General features: G+C 65.5%; 16 protein-coding genes and 2 pseudogenes. 7 read left to right on the forward strand and 11 right to left on the reverse strand.

Annotated elements, in window-relative coordinates:
- Positions 1 to 158: 158 nt before the first annotated feature.
- The 4 genes from E4487_RS20430 to E4487_RS20445 form a co-directional block, all read right to left on the reverse strand.
- Positions 159 to 1004 carry an alpha/beta hydrolase-fold protein gene (locus tag E4487_RS20430; protein WP_175254243.1) on the reverse strand — a complete coding sequence of 282 codons (846 nt, stop codon included), beginning with the start codon at positions 1002 to 1004 and terminating at the stop codon, positions 159 to 161.
- Complete coding sequence (locus E4487_RS20435; RefSeq protein WP_257229470.1) at positions 1001 to 3370, reverse strand: TonB-dependent siderophore receptor; 2370 nt, start codon at positions 3368 to 3370, stop codon at positions 1001 to 1003. The genes E4487_RS20430 and E4487_RS20435 overlap by 4 nt, the downstream gene beginning before the upstream one ends.
- A gap of 64 nt (positions 3371 to 3434) precedes the next feature.
- A complete protein-coding gene (locus tag E4487_RS20440; protein ID WP_150605587.1) occupies positions 3435 to 4355 on the reverse strand; it encodes a DUF4880 domain-containing protein in 921 nt (306 codons plus the stop codon).
- Positions 4352 to 4870, reverse strand: coding sequence for a sigma-70 family RNA polymerase sigma factor (locus E4487_RS20445; RefSeq protein ID WP_134676836.1), 519 nt, complete (start codon positions 4868 to 4870; stop codon positions 4352 to 4354). Before E4487_RS20445 ends, E4487_RS20440 begins: the two co-directional genes overlap by 4 nt.
- Before the next feature lie 412 nt (positions 4871 to 5282).
- On the opposite strand from E4487_RS20445, the gene E4487_RS20450 reads away from it, so the two are divergent.
- Positions 5283 to 6869, forward strand: a complete 1587-nt coding sequence (locus E4487_RS20450; protein WP_047584975.1) for an ABC-F family ATPase — start codon at positions 5283 to 5285, stop codon at positions 6867 to 6869.
- Between the two features lie 59 nt (positions 6870 to 6928).
- Here E4487_RS20450 and E4487_RS20455 read toward each other — a convergent pair whose 3' ends face one another.
- Positions 6929 to 7537, reverse strand: a complete 609-nt coding sequence (locus tag E4487_RS20455) for an FMN-dependent NADH-azoreductase (protein WP_037048282.1) — start codon at positions 7535 to 7537, stop codon at positions 6929 to 6931.
- A 116-nt stretch (positions 7538 to 7653) separates the two neighbouring features.
- On the opposite strand from E4487_RS20455, the gene E4487_RS20460 reads away from it, so the two are divergent.
- Positions 7654 to 8556, forward strand: coding sequence for a LysR substrate-binding domain-containing protein (locus E4487_RS20460; protein WP_037048285.1), 903 nt, complete (start codon positions 7654 to 7656; stop codon positions 8554 to 8556).
- Position 8557: 1 nt separating this feature from the next.
- Here E4487_RS20460 and E4487_RS20465 read toward each other — a convergent pair whose 3' ends face one another.
- On the reverse strand, positions 8558 to 10240 hold the full coding sequence (locus E4487_RS20465; protein ID WP_037048287.1) for a methyl-accepting chemotaxis protein: 1683 nt from the start codon (positions 10238 to 10240) through the stop codon (positions 8558 to 8560).
- A gap of 117 nt (positions 10241 to 10357) precedes the next feature.
- Positions 10358 to 11677 (reverse strand): Na+/H+ antiporter family protein, encoded by a 1320-nt coding sequence (locus tag E4487_RS20470; protein WP_175254245.1) that lies wholly within the window; start codon positions 11675 to 11677, stop codon positions 10358 to 10360.
- A gap of 419 nt (positions 11678 to 12096) precedes the next feature.
- Here E4487_RS20470 and E4487_RS24990 point away from each other — a divergent pair.
- From E4487_RS24990 to E4487_RS20480, 3 genes and pseudogenes are all read left to right on the forward strand, one after another.
- Positions 12097 to 13116: pseudogene (locus E4487_RS24990) on the forward strand (chemotaxis protein); the annotation flags it as partial.
- Between the two features lie 390 nt (positions 13117 to 13506).
- Positions 13507 to 14022, forward strand: a pseudogene (locus E4487_RS24995) (methyl-accepting chemotaxis protein); the annotation flags it as partial.
- Between the two features lie 87 nt (positions 14023 to 14109).
- Positions 14110 to 14706, forward strand: coding sequence for an NADPH-dependent FMN reductase (locus E4487_RS20480; protein ID WP_175254246.1), 597 nt, complete (start codon positions 14110 to 14112; stop codon positions 14704 to 14706).
- Positions 14707 to 14724: 18 nt separating this feature from the next.
- Here E4487_RS20480 and E4487_RS20485 read toward each other — a convergent pair whose 3' ends face one another.
- The 4 genes from E4487_RS20485 to E4487_RS20500 are packed head-to-tail and all read right to left on the reverse strand — an operon-like array spanning position 14725 to position 17325.
- On the reverse strand, positions 14725 to 16038 hold the full coding sequence (locus E4487_RS20485; RefSeq protein ID WP_134676840.1) for a sensor histidine kinase: 1314 nt from the start codon (positions 16036 to 16038) through the stop codon (positions 14725 to 14727).
- The gene (locus E4487_RS20490) at positions 16035 to 16703 is read right to left on the reverse strand and encodes a response regulator transcription factor (protein ID WP_047591371.1); all 669 of its coding nucleotides are present in this window, start codon (positions 16701 to 16703) and stop codon (positions 16035 to 16037) included. Before E4487_RS20490 ends, E4487_RS20485 begins: the two co-directional genes overlap by 4 nt.
- Complete coding sequence (locus tag E4487_RS20495) at positions 16703 to 17017, reverse strand: PepSY domain-containing protein (protein WP_134676841.1); 315 nt, start codon at positions 17015 to 17017, stop codon at positions 16703 to 16705. Before E4487_RS20495 ends, E4487_RS20490 begins: the two co-directional genes overlap by 1 nt.
- On the reverse strand, positions 17017 to 17325 hold the full coding sequence (locus tag E4487_RS20500; RefSeq protein WP_134676842.1) for a PepSY domain-containing protein: 309 nt from the start codon (positions 17323 to 17325) through the stop codon (positions 17017 to 17019). Before E4487_RS20500 ends, E4487_RS20495 begins: the two co-directional genes overlap by 1 nt.
- 146 nt (positions 17326 to 17471) lie before the next feature.
- On the opposite strand from E4487_RS20500, the gene E4487_RS20505 reads away from it, so the two are divergent.
- Both E4487_RS20505 and queD read left to right on the forward strand, forming a co-directional pair.
- The gene (locus E4487_RS20505; protein WP_134676843.1) at positions 17472 to 18551 is read left to right on the forward strand and encodes a patatin-like phospholipase family protein; all 1080 of its coding nucleotides are present in this window, start codon (positions 17472 to 17474) and stop codon (positions 18549 to 18551) included.
- Between the two features lie 133 nt (positions 18552 to 18684).
- On the forward strand, positions 18685 to 19041 hold the full coding sequence (gene queD / locus E4487_RS20510) for a 6-carboxytetrahydropterin synthase QueD (RefSeq protein ID WP_003461315.1): 357 nt from the start codon (positions 18685 to 18687) through the stop codon (positions 19039 to 19041).
- Positions 19042 to 19355 lie beyond the last annotated feature (314 nt).

Here is a 19355-nt window from a genome sequence, read left to right on the forward strand (position 1 = left end):
TCAGAATGCTCATTTACAGCACGTAAACTGCGCTTCTTCGAGCGATTTCGCCTGGCCTGACCTTCGCTCGACGACTTTCGTACAAAGCCTAGGACACCAGCGCAGATGACGATCTGCCGGGGCGGCCCGCGCATGCGGCGGGCTGCCTGGGGCGCGGTTCAGTAGCGCCGCGTGCTCATCAGTTCCTCCAGCACGCGAGGGGTGACGCGAAACGGAATCGACATATGATCCTCGCCCGCTTCGAGCTGGAAATCGCTGCGCAGGCCGAACTGCGACAGCGACTCCAGGCGCAGCTGCAGCGAACGCACGTCCTGGATCTCCTGCGGCATTTCCCGGTCGCCCACCCACATGCTCAGGCTGCGGTGGGTCAGGTCCAGCTCGCCGGCTCGCGCACGCTCGACGAACGCACGCTCATGCGCCAGCAGGTAGCGATCACGCCACCACAGGCTGGGGCTGATGGCGACCACGTGCTGGAACAGCTGCGGCCGGGTGAACAGCGTGTAGATGGCGAACATGCCGCCGAACGAGTGCCCGACCAGGCTGACCTGATCCCGATCGACCTTGAAGCGCTGGTTGACCCGCGGCATCAGGCGCTGCTCGATGAAATCGAGAAACAGGTCCTGGCCGCCCTGCGGCGGATCGTTGCGCTCGGGCAGTTGCGGCGGCGACAGGTCGAACGCACGACGCTCGAAATCCAGCGGCGTATCGCTGGGGTAGCCAATGGCGACGACGATTGCCTTGCGCCAGCGCTCCTGCGCCCGCTTGGCGGCATGCAACGCCGGGAAGTAGGCATTGCCGTCGAGCAGGTAGATCACCGGGTAGCCGCCGGTATAGGGCACGTCGCCCTCCGGCAGGCTGAGCATGATCCGGTAGTCGCGGCCCTCGGCGCTTTTCATCAGCCATTGCTCGCTACCGTCCAGGTTGACCGGCTCGGCATGGGCGGCGGCCAGACCACCCAGCAGCAGCGCCGTCACAGCGCTGCGCAACCAGTTCAGCGCGCTCACCAGCTGTAGCTCAGGCTGGTGATCAGGCTGCGCGCTTCGCCACGGTAGCAGTAGCCGTCCTGACAGTTGACGTACTGCTTGTCGGTCAGGTTGCGCGCGTTGACGGCCAGGCGCACGCCATCCAGCTCACCGGCGAAGTCGTAGTGCACGCCAGCGTCGAACAGGGTGTAGTCGTCGCTCTTCACCGTGTTCATGTCGTTGCCGTACACGCTGCCGGTGTAGCGGGCGCCGGCGCCAAAACCGAGGCCCGACGGCAGGTTGTAGTCCAGCCACAACGCGGCCATGTGGCGCGGCGTGTCCTTCGGCTCCTTGCCCTCGTTGCCGTCATTGCTCCTGGTCACCTCGGGGTCGTTGTAGCTGTAGCTGGCGTTCAGGTGCAGGCGCTCGCTGAGGTCGGCGACCGCCTCCAGCTCCAGACCGCGTGACACCTGTTCGCCGGTCTGCACCGTGTTGAGCGGGTCGAGCGGGTCACGGGTCGACACGTTCTGCTGGGTCAGGTGATAGAGCGAGGCGGTGAACAGGGCGCTGCTGCCTGGCGGCTGGTATTTGAGGCCGATCTCGTACTGCGTGCCCTCGGTGGGCTTGAGCGGACCATTGGCGTTGGTCCCGCTCTGCGGCAGGAAGGACTCGGCGTAACTGGCGTAGGGCGCCAGGCCGTTGTCGAACAGGTACAGTGCGCCGAGCTGGTAGGTGGTGGCGGAATCGCTGGTACGGCGGTTGCTGTCGCTCAGGTTGTCGCTGTTGCGCACATGCACCCAGTCGCGGCGTACACCGGCGGACAGGCGCCAGCGCTGGAGTTCGATCTGATCCTGCAGGTACAGACCGCTGCGCTGGGTCAGGTTGTCCTGATCGGCCAGCGGGTTGCCGGGGCGGCTGACCGGCTGGTGATAGTCCGGCGCACTGATGTCGATGGACGGCGCCGGCCCCGAGGCATACAGCACCGAGCTGTCGAACCAGGCGTAATCCCAGCCGCTGAGCAGGGTGTGCTGCAAGGTGCCGGTGGCGAAGCGGCTGACCAGGCGGGTGTCGCTGCTGACCGACTCCATCTCTTCGTACACACCGACGGCATAGCGCTCCATCACCCCATTGCTGATCGTGCCGTTGGGCTGCAGGTACTGGTTGGTGGTGTCCAGCTGGCCGTAGCGCAGGTTCTGCTGCAGGCTGAAGGTGTCGTTGATGATGTGCTCGAACTCGTAGCCCAGCGTCCACTGGCGCTGATCGAGCTTGTCGAAGTACTCGTCGCCCTGCCAGAAATCGGTGAGGCGATTGCCATCGTGGTAGAGCATTGGCGAAGCAGCGGTCTCACGCTCCTGATACTGGGCCAGCAGGGTCAGGCGGGTGTCGGCATCGATCTGCCAGCTCAGCGACGGCGCCAGCAGGCGCACGTCATTGTTCAGTTGCTCGATGTCGTACTCGGCGTCGCGATAGACACCAACGGTGCGGAACAGCACGTCGCCCTCCTCGTCCAGCTTGCCGCCGATATCGAACTGCCCCTGCCGGTGCTCATGGTTGCCGGCCTGGATTTCCACCCGATTCCTGGCGTCCAGACTCGGCCGCTTGCTCACCCGGTTGACCATGCCCCCCGGGCTGATCTGCCCATACAGCACCGAGGCCGGGCCCTTGAGCACCTCGATGCGCTCCAGTGCAAAGGCCTCGGTGGCGTAGATCGACAGCCAGCCGTTGTAGGGCTGGCGCAGGCCGTCGAGGAAGTCGGCGGACATGGTGGTGTCGAAGCCACGGATGTTGATCTGGTCGAAACGCGGGTCGAGCCCGGACCCGCCGGTGCGCACACCCGCGCTGTAGGCCACCGCGTCCTCGACACGGTCGACCTTGCGATCGGCGATTTGCCCGGCCGTGACCACGCTGATGCTCTGCGCGGTTTCCAGGATCGCGCGATCCGTCTTGCTGGCCGTGCTGGCATGGCTGGCGAAATAGCCCGGCACCGGCGCAAACGCACTCTGCGTCGGCGCGGCCTCGACGGTAACCGGCTGCAGCTGATAGCTGTCATCGGCCGTGACCGGCCGCACCACGTAGCCGGAAGCGGTCTTCTCCGCCACCAGCCCGGTGCCACCGAGTACCCGCGCCAGGCCCTCCTCGACCGACTGCGCCCCCGTCGAGCCCGGGCTGACCAGGCCACGGACCCGCTCCGGGGAATACGACAAGGTGATGCCGGCGCGCTCGGCGTAGAGACTCAGCACCTGGTCCAGCGCGCCACCCGGTACATCCGGGGCTTGCATGCGCGGCGCCGGCTCGGCGGCCATCGGTGGCGAACTCGCGGCACCGCCGCACAGCGCCAGGGCGATACAGATGGCAGTGGACAGCCGGCGGGGTTGCAACGGCGATGGCAGAGAGCGGGTAGCACGCATGAGGGTATCCATTCAGGGAGTGATCACCCCAAACCGGATGAGCGGCGAAAGTCCGACAACTTTTTTATGCGACGGGCACGACGCGCACCCACCAGCGGGTTCGCTCGACCAGCGCGACCGGCAGCAGATGGGTGATGTTGCGCAGCATCAGCTCGGGCTCGGCGAGGCGGAAGACCCCGGACAGGCGCAAGTCGGCCACCGTGGGATCGCACCCCAGCCAGCCATGCCGATAGCGTCCGGCCTCGGCGAGAAAGTCCGCCAGGCGAATATCGCGCACCGCCAGCAGCCCCCGTGCCCAGGCAAAGGGATCGAGTGCCCCCGGGCCCAGCGTGCTCATGCGGGTTGCCGAAACCGCCAGCCCGTCGCCTGCCTGCAACTGCCGCTGGCCGGCTGCCGCGCGCACCAGCACCTCGCCCTGCTCGACCCGTATCTCGCTGCGACCATCGCGTTCACGCACCGACATCCGCGCGTGCTGCCCCAGGCAGTCCGCGTGAGCGCAGCGCAACCGCCATTGCGCGCCCTCCACCAGCGCCTCGCCACCACGCAGCAGCAGTTGCTGGCCATGCACGTCGAGGGCACTGCCGGTGTTGAGCAACACCTCGACATCGCCGGCCAGGCTCAGCCGCCGGGTTTCGCCGGTGGCCGTGGCGAAATCCGCACGCCACGCCGGCGCCGTGGTAGCCGCCAGCAGCGTGGCACTGCCCGCCGTCAGCCCCAGCAGCTTGAGCATGCGCCGGCGGCTCAGGTCAGCCTCGGCCCGCTGCAACAACGGGATGGTCTGCGCGGCATCTGCCAGCGGCGCCACGCGAAACAGCCCGGCCATCTGCTGCAGGCGTTGCCAGGCCAGGTCATGCAGCTCGTCCAGCGCCAGCCAGTCATGCAACTGACGCTGCAGCTCGGCACTGGCCGGATCGGCGCGCAGACGCATCTGCCACTCGATGGCCGAACGGACAACGGCTTCAGGTGGCTGCCCTGCCCGGCTCATCTGGGCGACTCGAAGCACAGGCGATAGCAGTGCAGCAGCGCGCTGGCCACATGGCGCTCGACCGTGCGGCTGGACACGCCCAATTGCCGAGCCACCTGCGCATGGTTGAGACCGCCGAGCTGGTACAGCAGAAAGGCCTCGCGCACGGCCGGCTTCAGGCCATCGAGCAACTGCGCGATCCGCTCCAGGGACTGCAGCGCCTCGTAGCGCACCTCCGGTGACGGGTGACTGGCCTCGGGCAACTGCGCCAGGGCGTCGAGGTAGGCACGCTCCAGCGCGTCCCGTCGCCAGTGGTCGATCACCAGCCCACGCGCGATACGCGCCAGCAAGGCCCGAGGCGCGCGGTCATCGACCGACTGGCCACGTACCAGCAGGCGCAGGAAGGTGTCCTGAACCAGGTCCGCAGCCTGCTGCGAACAGCCCACCGAGCGCCGCAACCAGCCATGCAGCCAGCCGCGATGCGTGCCGTACAGCACCTCGAGAGGAATGATCGAATCGGTTTCAGACGAAGACATAGCGCGGCCCAAACCACCAGGCTGAAAACACCATGCAGGACATGGCGACCGCGCGAACATTAATAGCGAATCATTCTTATTACAACCTTTCACCGGAAGAGCGCCGCGAAAGAGCCTCCCCGCGCCCTGCCCGTGCGCACCGCTGGCGGCCCACGCCTTTTATCTCGTGCGGGCCGTAACGGGCTGTGGTTCCGGGTGCCAAGTGTTACCATTGTCGGCTTTGGCGCAGACAGGCTCCTGCGTCACGACGCCCGACACACTCACCCATGCCTCGGACCCCGCGCGCCCTTGCCGGCATGACGACGTCATGGCCCAGCGACACGCGGCCTCACGCCCTGTCGGGCCAAGCCAACGAGCTTGAAAGCCGGTATCCCTTAAACAGCGCATCTCAAGTTACTGATAGGTAAGTCCTTTGATCTCCACCGCCAATATCACCATGCAGTTCGGCGCCAAGCCGCTGTTCGAGAATGTTTCCGTCAAGTTCAACAACGGCAACCGCTACGGCCTGATCGGCGCCAACGGCTGTGGCAAGTCGACCTTCATGAAGATCCTCGGCGACGATCTGGAGCCCAGTGCCGGCCAGGTCATGCTCGAACCCAACGTGCGCCTCGGCAAGCTGCGCCAGGACCAGTTCGCCTACGAGCAGTTCACCGTCATCGACACGGTGATCATGGGCCATCAGCGCCTGTGGGAGGTCAAGGCTGAGCGTGACCGCATCTACTCGCTGGCCGAGATGAGCGAAGAAGACGGGATGAAGGTCGCCGAGCTGGAGGGCGAGTTCGCCGAGATGGACGGCTACACCGCCGAATCCCGCGCCGGCGAGCTGCTGCTCGGCCTGGGCATTCCGCTGGAACAACACTTCGGCCCGATGAGCGAAGTGGCACCGGGCTGGAAGCTGCGTGTGCTGCTGGCACAGGCGCTGTTCTCCGACCCCGAGGTGCTGCTGCTCGACGAACCGACCAACCACCTGGACATCAACACCATCCGCTGGCTGGAAAACGTCCTGGTGCAGCGCAACAGCACCATGATCATCATTTCCCACGACCGTCACTTCCTCAACTCGGTCTGCACCCACATGGCCGACCTGGACTACGGCGAGCTGCGCCTGTTCCCGGGCAACTACGACGAGTACATGACCGCCTCCACCCAGGCGCGCGAGCGTCTGCTGGCCGACAACGCCAAGAAGAAGGCGCAGATCGCCGAGCTGCAGACCTTCGTCAGCCGCTTCTCGGCCAACGCCTCCAAGGCCAAGCAGGCCACCAGCCGCGCCAAGCAGATCGACAAGATCCAGCTCGAAGAGGTCAAGCCGTCCAGCCGCGTCAGCCCGTTCATTCGCTTCGACCAGAACAAGAAGCTGCACCGCCAGGCCGTGACCCTGGAGAAGGTCAGCAAGGGCTTCGACGACAAGCAGCTGTTCAGCAACCTCAGCCTGCTGGTCGAGGCTGGCGAACGCGTCGCCATCATCGGCCCCAACGGCATCGGCAAGACCACCCTGCTGCGTACCCTGGTCGGTGAACTGACCCCGGACAGTGGCGCCGTGAAGTGGACCGACAGTGCCGAGGTCGGCTACTACGCGCAGGACCACGCGCACGACTTCGAAGCCGACGAGACCCTGTTCGACTGGATGGGCCAGTGGACCAGCGGCGAGCAGAACATCCGCGCCGCCCTGGGCCGCATGCTGTTCTCCTCCGACGAGATCCAGAAGTCGGTCAAGGTGCTCTCCGGGGGTGAACAGGGTCGCATGCTGTTCGGCAAGCTGGCCTGCCAGAAGCCCAACGTGCTGGTGATGGACGAACCGACCAACCACCTCGACATGGAATCGATCGAAGCACTCAACCTGGCGCTGGAGAACTACCCGGGCACCCTGCTGTTCGTCAGCCATGACCGCGAGTTCGTGGGCTCCCTGGCCACCCGTATCATCGAGCTGTCGGAGACCGGCGTGACCGACTTCAGCGGCACCTACGACGATTACCTGCGCAGCCAGGGCATCATCGTCTGAGCCTGCCCCGGAAAATGAAAAAGCCCGCGAAAGCGGGCTTTTTCATTGGCGCTGCCGACTCAGGCGGTGGCGAACAGCTCGCTGATGCGCTGCGCCGCGCCCTTCATGGCTTCGGCACGCGGCTCGTCGCCATAGGCGAGGCCTTCGGCACGAACGATCTCGATATCGTCGATGCCGACGAAGTTCAGCATGCGCACCAGGTAGTCCTCATGCGCCTGACCGGACGGCAGGCCGGCATGCACGCCACCGGCACTGGAAGCGATTACCACGGTCTTGCCGCCTGCCAGCCCCACCACGCCGTTCTCGGTGTACTTGAAGGTCTTGCCGGCCACCGCGATGCGGTCGATCCAGGCCTTCAGCTGACTGGGGATGGCGAAGTTGTACATCGGCGCGCCGATGACGATGGCGTCAGCGGCGAGGAATTCTTCCAGCGTGCGCTCGGCCAGCTCGGTTTCATGGCGCTGCGCGGCGTCGCGCAGTTCGGCCGGGGTACCGGCAGCCACCAGGCTGGCAGCGGAGAAGTGGCTCAGGGCATCGCTGGCGAGGTCACGGTAGGTCACCTGAACGCCCGGGGACGCGACGCTCCAGGCCTCGACCACGGCCTTGCTGAGCTGACGGGAAGCGGATGCATCACCCAGGATGCTGGAATCGAGGTGCAGTAGTTTCATGGAGCTCTCCGATAATGACGCAAGGGCAAAAACGATGGGAGAGATGCTACTCATGAAACCAATAGCCGATAAGACGGCATAAATGCGATAGTTCGTCCTACTCATAGGACGATGACATGCATGACCTCAACGATCTGTTCTACTTCGCCAAGGTAGTGGAAGCCGGTGGCTTTGCCGCGGCCGGACGCACCCTGGGCATCCCCAAGTCGCGCCTGTCACGGCGCATCGCCGAGCTGGAACAGCGCCTGGGCGCCCGCCTGCTGCAGCGCAGCACACGCAAGCTGGCGCTGACCGATATCGGCGAACGCTACCTGCGCCATTGCCAGGCCATGTTGCTGGAAGCCGAACAGGCCGAGGAAACCGTGGCCAACCTGACCAGCGAGCCGCGTGGCCGGGTGCGCTTCTCCAGCCCCAGCGGGCTGACGCTGCTGTCCGAGGCCACCAACAGCTTTCTCGCACGCTACCCGAAGGTGCAGCTGGAAGTGCTGCATACCAATCGCCGTGTGGACCTGCTCAACGAGGCGGTGGACGTGGCCCTGCGCGTGCGCATGGCCGATGACGAGGAACCCGGCCTGATCACCCGGCGCCTGGTGCCGGCGCACGCTCATGTCGTGGCCCACCCGGACCTGGTCGCCGGGCTGCAGCTGAACCACCCCCGGGACCTGCAGCAGCTGCCGGCACTGGGCGCGGTTGGCGCCGACCGACGCATCCACCTGCGCTTCGTGCATGAGGTGACGCAGGAGGCCAGCGAGATCGCCCTGGAAGCCCGGCTGGCGATCGATGACTTCCCCATTCGCAAGTCAGCGGCGCTGGCCGGACTGGGTATCAGCATGCTGCCGACGACCTTCTGCCACGAGGAACTGCGCGCAGGCCGACTGGTCGCGTTGCTGCCGCAATGGCACGTGCCACAGGGGCACGTGCAACTGGCCTATGCGCACCGGCGCGGCATGTCGCCGGCCGTTCGCGCCTGGATCGAGCACCTGAGCGAAGCGATCAATCGCTGGAACCTGCCGCTCTGATTCAGATGCGGAACTGACGCACCAGCGCGCCCAGGCGCTCACCGAGGCCCGCCAGGCTGCGAGCGGTCTGCGCGCCACGTTCGGTTTCATCCGCCACGCTGTCGACCGCCACGGCGATCTGGTGCACGCTGCGGTTGATCTCCTCGGCCACGGCCGTCTGCTCCTCGGCGGCGCTGGCGATCTGCGCGTTCATCGCGTTGATGGTGCCGATCAGCTGAGCGATGGCGTCGAGCGATTCGCCAGCCTTGTTGGCCTGCTCGCTGGTCAGTTCGCCGGCATCGCTGGAACGCCGCATCGAGGTCACCGACTCCTGGGTGCCCTGCTGCAGGCGATCGATCATGCCCTGGATTTCCTGGGTGCTCTGCTGGGTCCGGCTGGCCAGCGCACGAACCTCGTCGGCAACCACCGCAAAACCGCGCCCGGCCTCACCGGCACGTGCCGCCTCGATGGCCGCGTTGAGCGCCAGCAGGTTGGTCTGCTCGGCGATGGAGCGAATGACGTCGAGCACGCTGACGATGGACTGCACGTCCTGCTGCAGGCTGTCCAGCGACACCCCGCTGCTGCGGATGTCCTCGACCAGCGAGTGGATGCGCTGGATGCTGCCGTCGACCACCGTCTTCGCGGCCTGGCCCTCACGGTCCGTCTGCTGTGCCGCTTCGGCGGCGTTCTGCGCGCTCTTCGCCACTTCATGGGCGGCAGCCGACATCTCGTTGATCGCCGTGGCCACCTGGTCGGTCTCATGGCGCTGCTGCGACATGGCCTGCTCGGAACGCTGCGCCTGCTCGGACACCTGGCCGACCAGCTCGGTGAGCTGGCCGGTCATCTCGACGATCTGCCGGACCAGGCCATGCACCTTCTCGACGAAACGGTTGAACGAGCCCGCCAGTTGCCCCAGCTCGTCTTCGCTGGTGATCGGCAGGCGGCGCGTCAGGTCGCCCTCGCCGGCGGCGATGTCATCGAGGTTGGCCTTGATCTGTTGCAGCGGGCGCAGGAAGGCGTTGCCCAGCCAGACGCCGATCACCCCGAAGACCACCAGCAGGATGGCGGCGACCACCACGATACTGGTGATGATGGTGCCGATGCGGCGCTTGATCTCGGTTTCCACCTGGGCAACCTGCGCCTCGATGCCATCCAGGTTGAGTGCGGTACCCAGGGCCATGTCCCACTTCGGCAGGTAGTAGCTGTAGGCGAGCTTGGGCACCAGCACCGACTCGTTGCCCGGCAGCGGCGAGGAGTAATTGACGAAGTAGCTGTTGTTCTTGGCGACGTTGACCAGCTCACGGTTGATGTAGACACCGTTCGGGTCGCGCCGGTCGGCCAGGCTCTTGCCGACGTCCACCGGGCTGTCGCCACGGAACAGGCGCACGACGTTGGAGTCGTGGCCGAAGAAGTAGCCGTCGGCGCCGTACTTGATCTTGGAGAGCACGGCGATGGCCTGCTCGCGGCTGGCCATGTCACCCTGCGCAGCACCGTCGTAGAGCCCCTTCACGGCGCCGAGGGCGATCTGGATGTAGTGCTCGAGCTCGCTGCGTTTCTCCTGCACCAGGCGCTCACGCGTCTGGGCAATCTCTTTCTCCGCCATGCTCTGCAGCACCTTGGCCGCGGTGCCGCTCAGCACCAGGGCGAAGAGGATGACCGGAACCAGCGCAAGCAGTATCACTTTGGTTTTCAATGTCAGGCGCATTGTTATTGTCCTTGAGGGAAGGCACACCAAGACGGGGGCAAGGGTATATCGGCAGCCCCGCCCAGGAGTTAAGCGACAGGATGCGCGCAGAACTTAATCCGGCGCAGGTGCAGACCCTTACAGCAGCATAGCGGCGGCCCAGCCGAACACCAGCAACGGCAGGTTGTAGTGCAGGAAGGTGGGCACCACGCTGTCCCAGATGTGATTGTGCTGGCCATCGGCGTTCAGCCCCGAGGTCGGCCCCAGGGTCGAGTCCGATGCCGGGGAGCCCGCATCCCCCAGCGCCCCCGCCGTGCCGACGATGCTGACGATGGCCAGCGGGCTGAACCCCAGCTGCACGCCCAGCGGCACGAAGATCGCGGCGATGATCGGGATGGTCGAGAACGAGGAGCCGATGCCCATGGTCACCAGCAACCCCACCAGCAGCATCAGCAGCGCGCCGACCGCCTTGTTGTGGCCGATCAGCGTCGCCGCCCCGTCCACCAGCGTCCTGACCTCGCCCGTGGTCTTCATCACTTCGGCGAACCCTGCTGCGGCAATCATGATGAAGCCGATCATGGCCATCATCTTCATGCCCTCGGTGAACAGCCCATCCGCCTCTTTCCAGCGCACCACGCCGGACACGGAGAAGATCACGAAGCCGGCCAGCGCGCCGATGATCATTGAGTCCAGCCACAGCTGCACGACGAACGCCGCCGCGATGGCCAGCCCCGCGACCAGCAGGCTCAGCGGGTTGTATTGCACGTCGACGCGCTCGGTCTGCGCGACCCGCTCCAGGTCATAGACGCGCTTGCCGCGATAGCTGAACAGTACGGCGGCGAGCAGGCCGAAGAGCATGCCCAGCGCCGGTATGGCCATGGCATGACTGATGTTGATGCCACTGACGTCGACGCCGGACTTGGCGACGTTGGCCAGCAGGATCTCGTTGAGGAAGATGCCGCCAAAGCCGACCGGCAGGAACATGTACGGGGTGATCAGGCCGAAGGTCAGCACGCAGGCGATCAGGCGGCGATCGAGTTGCAGCTTGCTCAGCACATAGAGCAGCGGCGGCACCAGCAGCGGAATGAACGCGATATGGATCGGCAGCAGGTTCTGCGACGAGATTGCCACGGCCAGCAGCAGCCCGATCAGCACCCACTTGAGCGCAGCGCCACTGCCCTCCTGCTGCTTGCCGACCAGCGCCAGCGCCCGATCCGCGAGGGCATGCGCGAGGCCGGACTTGGCGATCGCCACGGCGAAGGCGCCGAGCAAGGCATAGGACAAGGCGACGGTCGCGCCACCGCCCAATCCCTGGTTGAAGGCATTCAGCGTGCCTTCGATTCCCAGGCCACCCAGAAGTCCCCCGGCCAGTGCCCCGACGATCAGCGCCACGACCACATGGACGCGGCAGAGACTGAGGACCAGCATGATGCCGACAGCGGCGATTACAGCGTTCATAATGCGTATACCTGCAGGTATGCCGGCCCTGGCCGGCGCAAAAAGCCGCGTACTCTGCCGTATGCGGACTATCCTGTCAAAATGGGTTGTCGTTCATAATTTCAAGCAATGCGTGCATAATTTCGGCCGGGTGCAATAGTAGTCAAGAAAACTGCTTGGGCACCGATAACCGCATTAGTCCATGTAGAAAGGAACGCACCATGCTGTTCAGTCGTCTTTCGATCCAGTGGAAGATCACCCTGCTCGCCGGCCTGTGCCTGCTCGCCATCGTCACCTTGCTGGTGGGTGCTTCGCAGTTCCAGTCCAGCCGCAGCGCCAACCTGGTACGCGAAGCCAGCTCCGGGATGCTGGAAGAAAGCGCCAAGCTGCGCCTGAAGGCCCGTGGAGAGCTGCAGGCGATCCGCATCCAGCGCTATTTCATGGACGCTTATCAGTACGGCAAGGGTTTCTCCAGGCAGATCCTGTTCCTGCGCGAACAGGCCGAAAAGCGCTTCCTCGATGCGTTCGACCTGCGCGAAGACCTCACGCGCCAGGTGCGCACCAGCCTCGAAGCCAACCCGGGCCTGCTCGGGCTGTACCTGGTGTTCGAACCCAACGCGCTGGATGGCAAGGATGAGCTGTTCGCCGACCAGGCCGAACTCGGCAGCAACGAGGTCGGTCGCTTCGCGCTGTACTGGTCGCAAGCCACGGTCGGTGAGCTGGAGTCCGAGGCGATGACCGAGGAACTGCTCGGCGACACCACCCCCGGCGACAACGGCGTGGCCTACAACGCCTGGTACACCTGCCCCCGCGACACCCGCCAGGCCTGCGTCCTGGAACCCTACTACGACGACGTCGGCGGCCAGAAGACGCTGATGACCAGCATCGCCTTCCCCCTGGAGCTGAACGGCAAGATCATCGGGGTCATGGGTCTCGACATCAGCCTCGCCAGCCTGCAGCAGATCAGCCAGGAGGCCAACGCCGAACTCTATGGCGGACAGGGTCACGTCAGCATCTTCAGCCCCGGCGCCCTGCTCGCGGGACACAGCCGCGATGGCAGCCTGCTGAGCCAAGCCGTCGAGCGCGCATTCCCGGATCATGCCAGCGAGTTGCGCAGCCTGATCCAGAACGGCAAGGATGCGGAACTGAAGCATGGCGAGATGCTCCGCGAGCTCAGCCCGTTCAAGCCGATTCCCGAGGCCAAGCCCTGGACCGTCCTGCTGGAAGTGCCCCAGGCGGTGCTGCTGGAGCGTGCCATCACGCTCGGCGCCGAACTCGATGCCAACCGTGCCCGCGACAGTCTGGCAGCACTGCTGATCGGCCTGGTCGCGGTCGTCGCCGGCCTGCTGCTGATGTGGCTGACCGCACGCGGGGTGACCCGCCCGATCCTCGGCGTCGCGGCCATGCTCAAGGACATCGCCAGCGGCGAAGGTGACCTGACCCGCCGCCTGGAATACGCCAGGCAGGACGAGCTGGGTGAGCTGGCCGGCTGGTTCAACCGCTTTCTCGACAAGCTGCAGCCCATCATCGCCGACGTGAAGAACAGCGTGATCGATGCCCGCGGCACGGCTGACCAGTCTGCCGCCATCGCCAGCCAGACCAGCGCCGGCATGCAGCAGCAGTACCGTGAAGTCGACCAGGTGGCCACCGCCTTCCAGGAAATGAGCGCCACCGCGCAGGACGTTGCCCACAATGCCGCGCAGGCCGCCGAAGCCGCGCGCAACGCCGACCAGGCCAGCCAGGAAGGCCTGCAGGTCATCGGCCAGACCACCAACAGCATCGAGCTGCTGGCCAATGAAATGAACGTCGCCATGCAGGAGGTCGAAGGCCTGGCCAGCAGTAGCGAACAGATCGGTTCGGTGCTCGAAGTGATTCGCGCCATCGCCGAGCAGACCAACCTCCTCGCCCTCAATGCCGCCATCGAAGCCGCGCGGGCTGGCGAGGCCGGACGCGGCTTCGCGGTGGTCGCCGATGAAGTGCGCAACCTGGCCAAGCGCACCCAGGACTCGGTGGAAGAAATCCGCCAGGTCATCGAAGGCCTGCAGAGCGGCACCCGCGAAGTGGTCAGCACCATGCACAGCAGCCACCGCCAGGCGCAAGGGAGCGTGGAGCAGGTCAGCCAGGCCGTGGCGGCGCTGCAACGCATCAGCCAGGCGGTCAGCCTGATCACCGACATGAACCTGCAGATCGCCAGCGCGGCGGAAGAACAGAGCTCGGTGGCCGAGGAGATCAACCGCAACGTCGCCTCGATCCGCGATGTCACCGAATCCATCAGCGCTCAGGCCGACGAATCCGCCCAGGTGAGCCAGAACCTCAACCGCCTGGCCAACCACCAGCAGAGCCTGATGGACCAGTTCCGCGTATGACGCCAAATCATCCCTGAACTGGCGGTGCTTTCCTTGCAACGCAGGCAGGCAATCGCCTAGCCTGCGTTCTTTTTCGGGGGAAGCAGCATGCTCAATATTGCCTTGGTCGCCGGCTCCAGCCGCAACAACAGCCAGTCGGGAAAGGTCGCTCGCGCAATGCGTCAGCGCCTGATCGAGCTGGGCCACACCAGCCACGAGTCCAGCAGCGTCATCGACCTGGGGCTGGCACCACTGCCGCTCTGGCCGGCGGAAGACACCGGCCCCTGGAACCTGTATCGGCAGCAGCTCGCGGCAGCCGATGCGCTGGTGATCATTGCCCCCGAGTGGAACGGCATGGCCTGCCCGGCGATCAAGAACTTCTTCATCTACGCCAGCAAGGCCGAACTGGCGCACAAGCCCGGCCTGCTGGTGGGCGTCTCATCCGGCATCGGCGGCGCCTACCCCATCGCGGAACTGCGCGCCTCCAGCTACAAGAACTGCCGCCTGTGCTACCTGCCGGAGCACCTGATCGTGCGCCAGGTCGAGAAGGTGCTGAACGGCCCGCAAGCGGTGGACGAAGCCGACGAACGCATCCGTGGCCGCATCGACTATGCGCTCGACGTACTGGTGCGCTACGGCCACGCCCTGCAGCCGGTGCGCGAGGCGATCAGCTTCGACAACCCGGCATTCGCCAACGGTATGTGAGCGCCCCCGGCGCCTCGCTCAACGCCGGGGCAGACGGACCAGCACCCGCAGCCCACCCAGTGGGCTGTCCTGCAATTCGATGTGCCCGCTCCAGGCCTCGATGATGTCGCGCACGATGCCCAGCCCAAGGCCATGCCCCGCCACCTGCTCGTCCAGGCGGGTGCCACGGCCGAGCACCGCGTCGCGGCGTTCGGCAGCGATGCCTGGCCCGTCATCGTCGACGCACAGGCGATAGCCGTCGGCATCTTCCTCCACCGTCAGCTGCACCCGCTGCGCGGCCCATTTGCAGGCGTTGTCGAGCAGGTTGCCCAGCAGCTCCAGTAAGTCCTCGCGGTCACGTGGCAACACCAGACCAGGCGGTGCCTGCCAGTCCAGGGACAGCCCGCGGTCGTGAATCATCGACAGGGTGGCGAACAGCCCCGGCAGCTCCTGCGCACAATCGAAACGCGCCCCCGGCAACACCTCCCCCGCCAGCCGCGCGCGGCCCAGCTCACGGCTGAGGCGCTGCTCGATCTGCTGCAGCTGCTCGCGCAGGCTGGCGCGCAACTGCGGGTGCGCGGCCAGCTCTTCGCGCCCGGCCAGGCTGATCAGCACCGCCAGCGGGGTCTTCAGGGCATGGCCCAGGTTGCCCAGGGCGTTGCGCGAGCGCTTCAGGGTGTCCTCGGTGTGAGCCAGCAGGTGGTTGATCTGCGCCACCAGCGACTCCAGCTCCTCCGGCACCTGCGCATCCAGATCGCTGCGGCGGCCCTGCTGCAGTTGCACGATCTGCTGGCGGACCTGCTCCAGCGGGCGCAGTGCGCGGCGCACGGTATAACGCTGAGCCAGCAGCATCAGCAGCAGCGCGGCGCCGCCCAACCCGAGCCCGACCCACTGCATGTGGCGGAAGCTCTGCAGTATCGGCTGGTAGTCCTGGGCCACGCTGATCGACAGGTTCTCGCCATAACGGCGGTAGTCGGCACGGTAGATCAGCAGCAGCTGGCCCTGCGGGCCGTCGGCCAGTTCGGCCTGCATACCCGTGCCGCTTGGCTTGAGCAGCTCGCGGTCCCACAACGAGCGCGAACGCCAGCTGCGGTCGGAGAAGTCGATGCGAAAGTAGTGCCCGGAAAACTGCCGCTGGAACGATGGATCGAGGCGCCGCTCATCCAGCTGCAGGCCTGAAGGCCCTCGTACCAGGGCGGTCAGCAGCCCTTGCGCCTCGTCGCGCAAGGAGTCCTCCAGGTAGGCACGCAGGCCACGGTCGAACACCCACAGGCTGGCCTGCGCCAGGACCAGACCGGCCAGCAGCAGTGTGCCGGCCAGGCCGAGGCCAAGCCGACGCTGGATCGACCTCAACCGCGTTCTCCGGTGAAGCGATAGCCCTGTCCGCGCCGCGTTTCGATCACATTGCGCCCGAGCTTGCCGCGCAAGCGATTGACATGCACCTCGATGACATTGGAGTCGCGCTCGGTCTCGCCATCGTACAGGTGATCGGCCAGGTGGCTCTTGGAGAGAATCTGTCCGGGATGCAGCATGAAGTAACGCAGCAGACGGAACTCGGCGGCCGTCAGATCGACCACCTCATCGCCAGCCGTCACGCATTGACGGCTTTCGTCCAGCTGCAGGCCGGCCGCCTCGAGCTGCGGCTGGTTGGCAAGACCATGCGCCCGCCGCAGCAGCGCCTGGATGCGCAATGCCAGTTCCTCGGGATGGAAGGGCTTGGTCAGGTAATCGTCGGCACCGGCCTTCAGCCCCTCGATACGCTCGGCCCAGGAACCCCGCGCAGTCAGCACCAGCACCGGCGTGGTCAGGCCGCCTGCACGCCACTCCTGCAGGACCTCGAGCCCCGGCTTGCCCGGCAATCCCAGGTCGAGAATGATCAGGTCATACGGCTCGCTGGCGCCCTGATAGGCGGCATCGCGGCCATCCGCCAGCCAATCGACGGCATAGCCCTGGTGATTCAGGCTGCTCGTCAGCTCATCGGCCAGGGGCACATGGTCTTCCACCAGCAACAGGCGCATCAGTCGTCTTCCTCGTCCTTCAGAACGCGCCCGTCGCGGGCATCCAGCTCCAGTTCGCGCACCACACCGGCGGTGGTGAGTATCTCCACCTCGTAGACCAGCACGCCGTCCTCCTCCTCCAGCTCGGCTTCCAGCAGGGTGGAATCCGGATAGGCCTGCGCCACATGCAGCATCAGTTGCTCGAAAGGCATGATGACGCCTTCGCGACGCAGGCGCAGCGCCTCGTCCTGATCGAGATCACGCGCCTGCCCTGGCATGCTGGCAAAGCCGCCGGCCAGTAGCAGCAGGAGCACGGTGGTACGTCGAAACTTCATCAGTCGTCCTGGTGATTCTTGAGCACGTCCCCGGTACTGGCATCCAGTTCCAGGTCCCACTGCACGCCCTGGGCATCGCGCAGTTCCACCTGGTAGATGTAGCGACCGTATTCGTCCTCGAGTTCGGTTTCTTCGATGCGCGCGCCGGGGTGTTTCGCCAGGGCAGTCTCATTGAGCTGTTCGAAGGACTGAATGGTCCCCGCATCACGCAGGCGCAGCGCCTCGTCCGGGCCAAGGTCGCGCGCCTGGGCCATGGTAGCGGCGCTGGCGAGGGTGGCAAGTGTCGTGAGGGTGATCAATCGTTTCATGGGTTTCTCCAGCAGTGAATCAACGCTCACCACTCTAGGCCCAGGCACTTAATTCAAGCTGAATTCAGTGCCGTCATTCAGCTCATGAAGTCGCTTGGCCTACCCGCCTGGCGCTTTATAATCGCCGGTTGCGAAAGGAGGCATCGATGAGCGCGATCCAGATCAAGTCCCCGGCCCTGACCCTCAAGGCCGGCCCCAGAGCGTTGGCACGCATTCGCCAGCATGGCCTGAGCCCGGCGGATGTCGGCATTCTGCCTGGCGCAGCTGGCGGCCCGAAGGGCATCGGCATTCAGGGCCTGGACCTGGCGCTGTTCGGTGACTGGCTGGCGCGCGCGCCTCGCGAGCGCGCGCTGATCGGTGCGTCCATCGGCTCCTGGCGCTTCGCCAGTGCCTGCCTGCCGGACCCGGCCGCCGGTATCCGTCGACTCGGCGAGCTCTACACCAGTCAGCGCTTCGCCAAGGGCGTGAGCATGGCCGACGTATCCGGCAGTTGCCGCCAGATGCTGCATGAGCTGCTGGCCGACCAGGACGCCAGCATCATCGCCAACCCGCACTATCGCCTGCATATCGTCGTGGTGAAGAGCCACGGTCTGCTGCAGCACGACCACCGGGGCAAGCTCAGTCTCGGTCTGTCGTCGGTCATCGGCAACAACCTGCTGGCGCGGCAACGCCTCGGTCGGCATTTCGACCGGGTGATCCTGCATGATGCGCGGCAGGCGACGCCGCTGGCGGAACTGAACGACTTTCGCTCGCACTTCCATGCCCTGACGGCCGAAAACCTGCGCCATGCCCTGCTGGCTTCCGGCTCGATCCCCATGGTGATGGAAGCGATCCGCGAGATTCCCGGCCTGGAACCCGGCGCCTATCGCGATGGCGGTCTGCTCGACTATCACCTCGACCTGCCCTACAGCGGGGACGATATCGTCCTCTATCCTCATTTCACCGACAGGGTGATACCGGGCTGGTTCGACAAGAGCATGCCCTGGCGCCGCGGTGATCGCACGCGCTTGCAGGATGTCCTGCTGCTGGCCCCTTCTCGCGAATACCTGGCGAAGCTGCCACACGGCAAGCTGCCTGACCGTACCGACTTCAAGCGCTACCTGGGCAACGACGACGGGCGCGAGCGTTACTGGCGCCAGGCGATGACGGAAAGCGCTCGCCTTGGCGACGAGTTTCTCGAACTGGTGGAGAGCGGCCGCCTGGCCGAGCGCCTGCAACCGCTGTGACGCCCAATGCCACGGGGCACTGCCGCATCGAGCGCCCCGCATGCGACCACTGAATGCCCAGGCTCACGGACAGACCTGATAAACTGCGCGGCCAAACGCCAGTCAGGCGAAATCATTACGCGAGCGCTGTTCAGTGGAATTGTTCAAAGAGTTCATCTTCGAGGCGGCCCACCGCCTGCCCCACGTGCCGGAGGGACACAAGTGCGGCCGTCTGCATGGCCACTCCTTCCGGGTCGCCATCTACATCGAAGGTGAAGTCGATCCCTATACCGGCTGGATTCGCGACTTCTCCGAGATCAAGGCGATCTTCAAGCCCATCTACGAACAGCTCGACCACAACTACCTGAACGACATTCCCGGCCTGGAAAACCCGACCAGCGAAGTACTGGCCAAGTGGATCTGGCAACAGGTCAAACCGCTGCTGCCGGAACTGTCGCGGGTACGCATCCACGAGACCTGCACCAGCGGCTGCGAATACCGCGGCGACTGACAGCAGAAACGACAAAGGCCACCGCAAGGTGGCCTTTTTGTTTGTGGCCAATACGCCACGTGCTCGCGCTCCGGCAGGATGCCGGTTTGCCGGTATAACCTGCTGCCCCCTCTCCCCTCGCCATCGCCCGCAAGCGGGCTCCTACGGGAACTTCGCCAGGCCGCGTAACGTAGGAGCCGGCTTGCCGGCGATCACGGGCCCTGCAGGTTGCCCCACCAAACCCGCCACCGACGGCTCTGCCCACGCCCGACTTTCTGCCGCGCAAAGAAGAAACCCCAGACCTCGTTAGAGATCTGGGGTTTCGTATAGGAGCT

This window comes from Pseudomonas sp. BMW13 (assembly GCF_013357275.1).
GTDB lineage: Bacteria > Pseudomonadota > Gammaproteobacteria > Pseudomonadales > Pseudomonadaceae > Aquipseudomonas > Aquipseudomonas khazarica.

Excerpts from the sequence above, each read along its gene's own strand:
- E4487_RS20435 (WP_257229470.1), bottom strand. The coding sequence starts at position 3,370 with ATGCGTGCTACCCGCTCTCTGCCATCGCCGTTGCAACCCCGCCGGCTG.
- E4487_RS20440 (WP_150605587.1), bottom strand. The coding sequence starts at position 4,355 with ATGAGCCGGGCAGGGCAGCCACCTGAAGCCGTTGTCCGTTCGGCCATC.
- E4487_RS20445 (WP_134676836.1), bottom strand. The coding sequence starts at position 4,870 with ATGTCTTCGTCTGAAACCGATTCGATCATTCCTCTCGAGGTGCTGTAC.
- E4487_RS20455 (WP_037048282.1), bottom strand. The coding sequence starts at position 7,537 with ATGAAACTACTGCACCTCGATTCCAGCATCCTGGGTGATGCATCCGCT.
- E4487_RS20460 (WP_037048285.1), top strand. The coding sequence starts at position 7,654 with ATGCATGACCTCAACGATCTGTTCTACTTCGCCAAGGTAGTGGAAGCC.
- E4487_RS20465 (WP_037048287.1), bottom strand. The coding sequence starts at position 10,240 with ATGCGCCTGACATTGAAAACCAAAGTGATACTGCTTGCGCTGGTTCCG.
- E4487_RS20470 (WP_175254245.1), bottom strand. The coding sequence starts at position 11,677 with ATGAACGCTGTAATCGCCGCTGTCGGCATCATGCTGGTCCTCAGTCTC.
- E4487_RS20480 (WP_175254246.1), top strand. The coding sequence starts at position 14,110 with ATGCTCAATATTGCCTTGGTCGCCGGCTCCAGCCGCAACAACAGCCAG.
- E4487_RS20490 (WP_047591371.1), bottom strand. The coding sequence starts at position 16,703 with ATGCGCCTGTTGCTGGTGGAAGACCATGTGCCCCTGGCCGATGAGCTG.
- E4487_RS20495 (WP_134676841.1), bottom strand. The coding sequence starts at position 17,017 with ATGAAGTTTCGACGTACCACCGTGCTCCTGCTGCTACTGGCCGGCGGC.
- E4487_RS20500 (WP_134676842.1), bottom strand. The coding sequence starts at position 17,325 with ATGAAACGATTGATCACCCTCACGACACTTGCCACCCTCGCCAGCGCC.
- E4487_RS20505 (WP_134676843.1), top strand. The coding sequence starts at position 17,472 with ATGAGCGCGATCCAGATCAAGTCCCCGGCCCTGACCCTCAAGGCCGGC.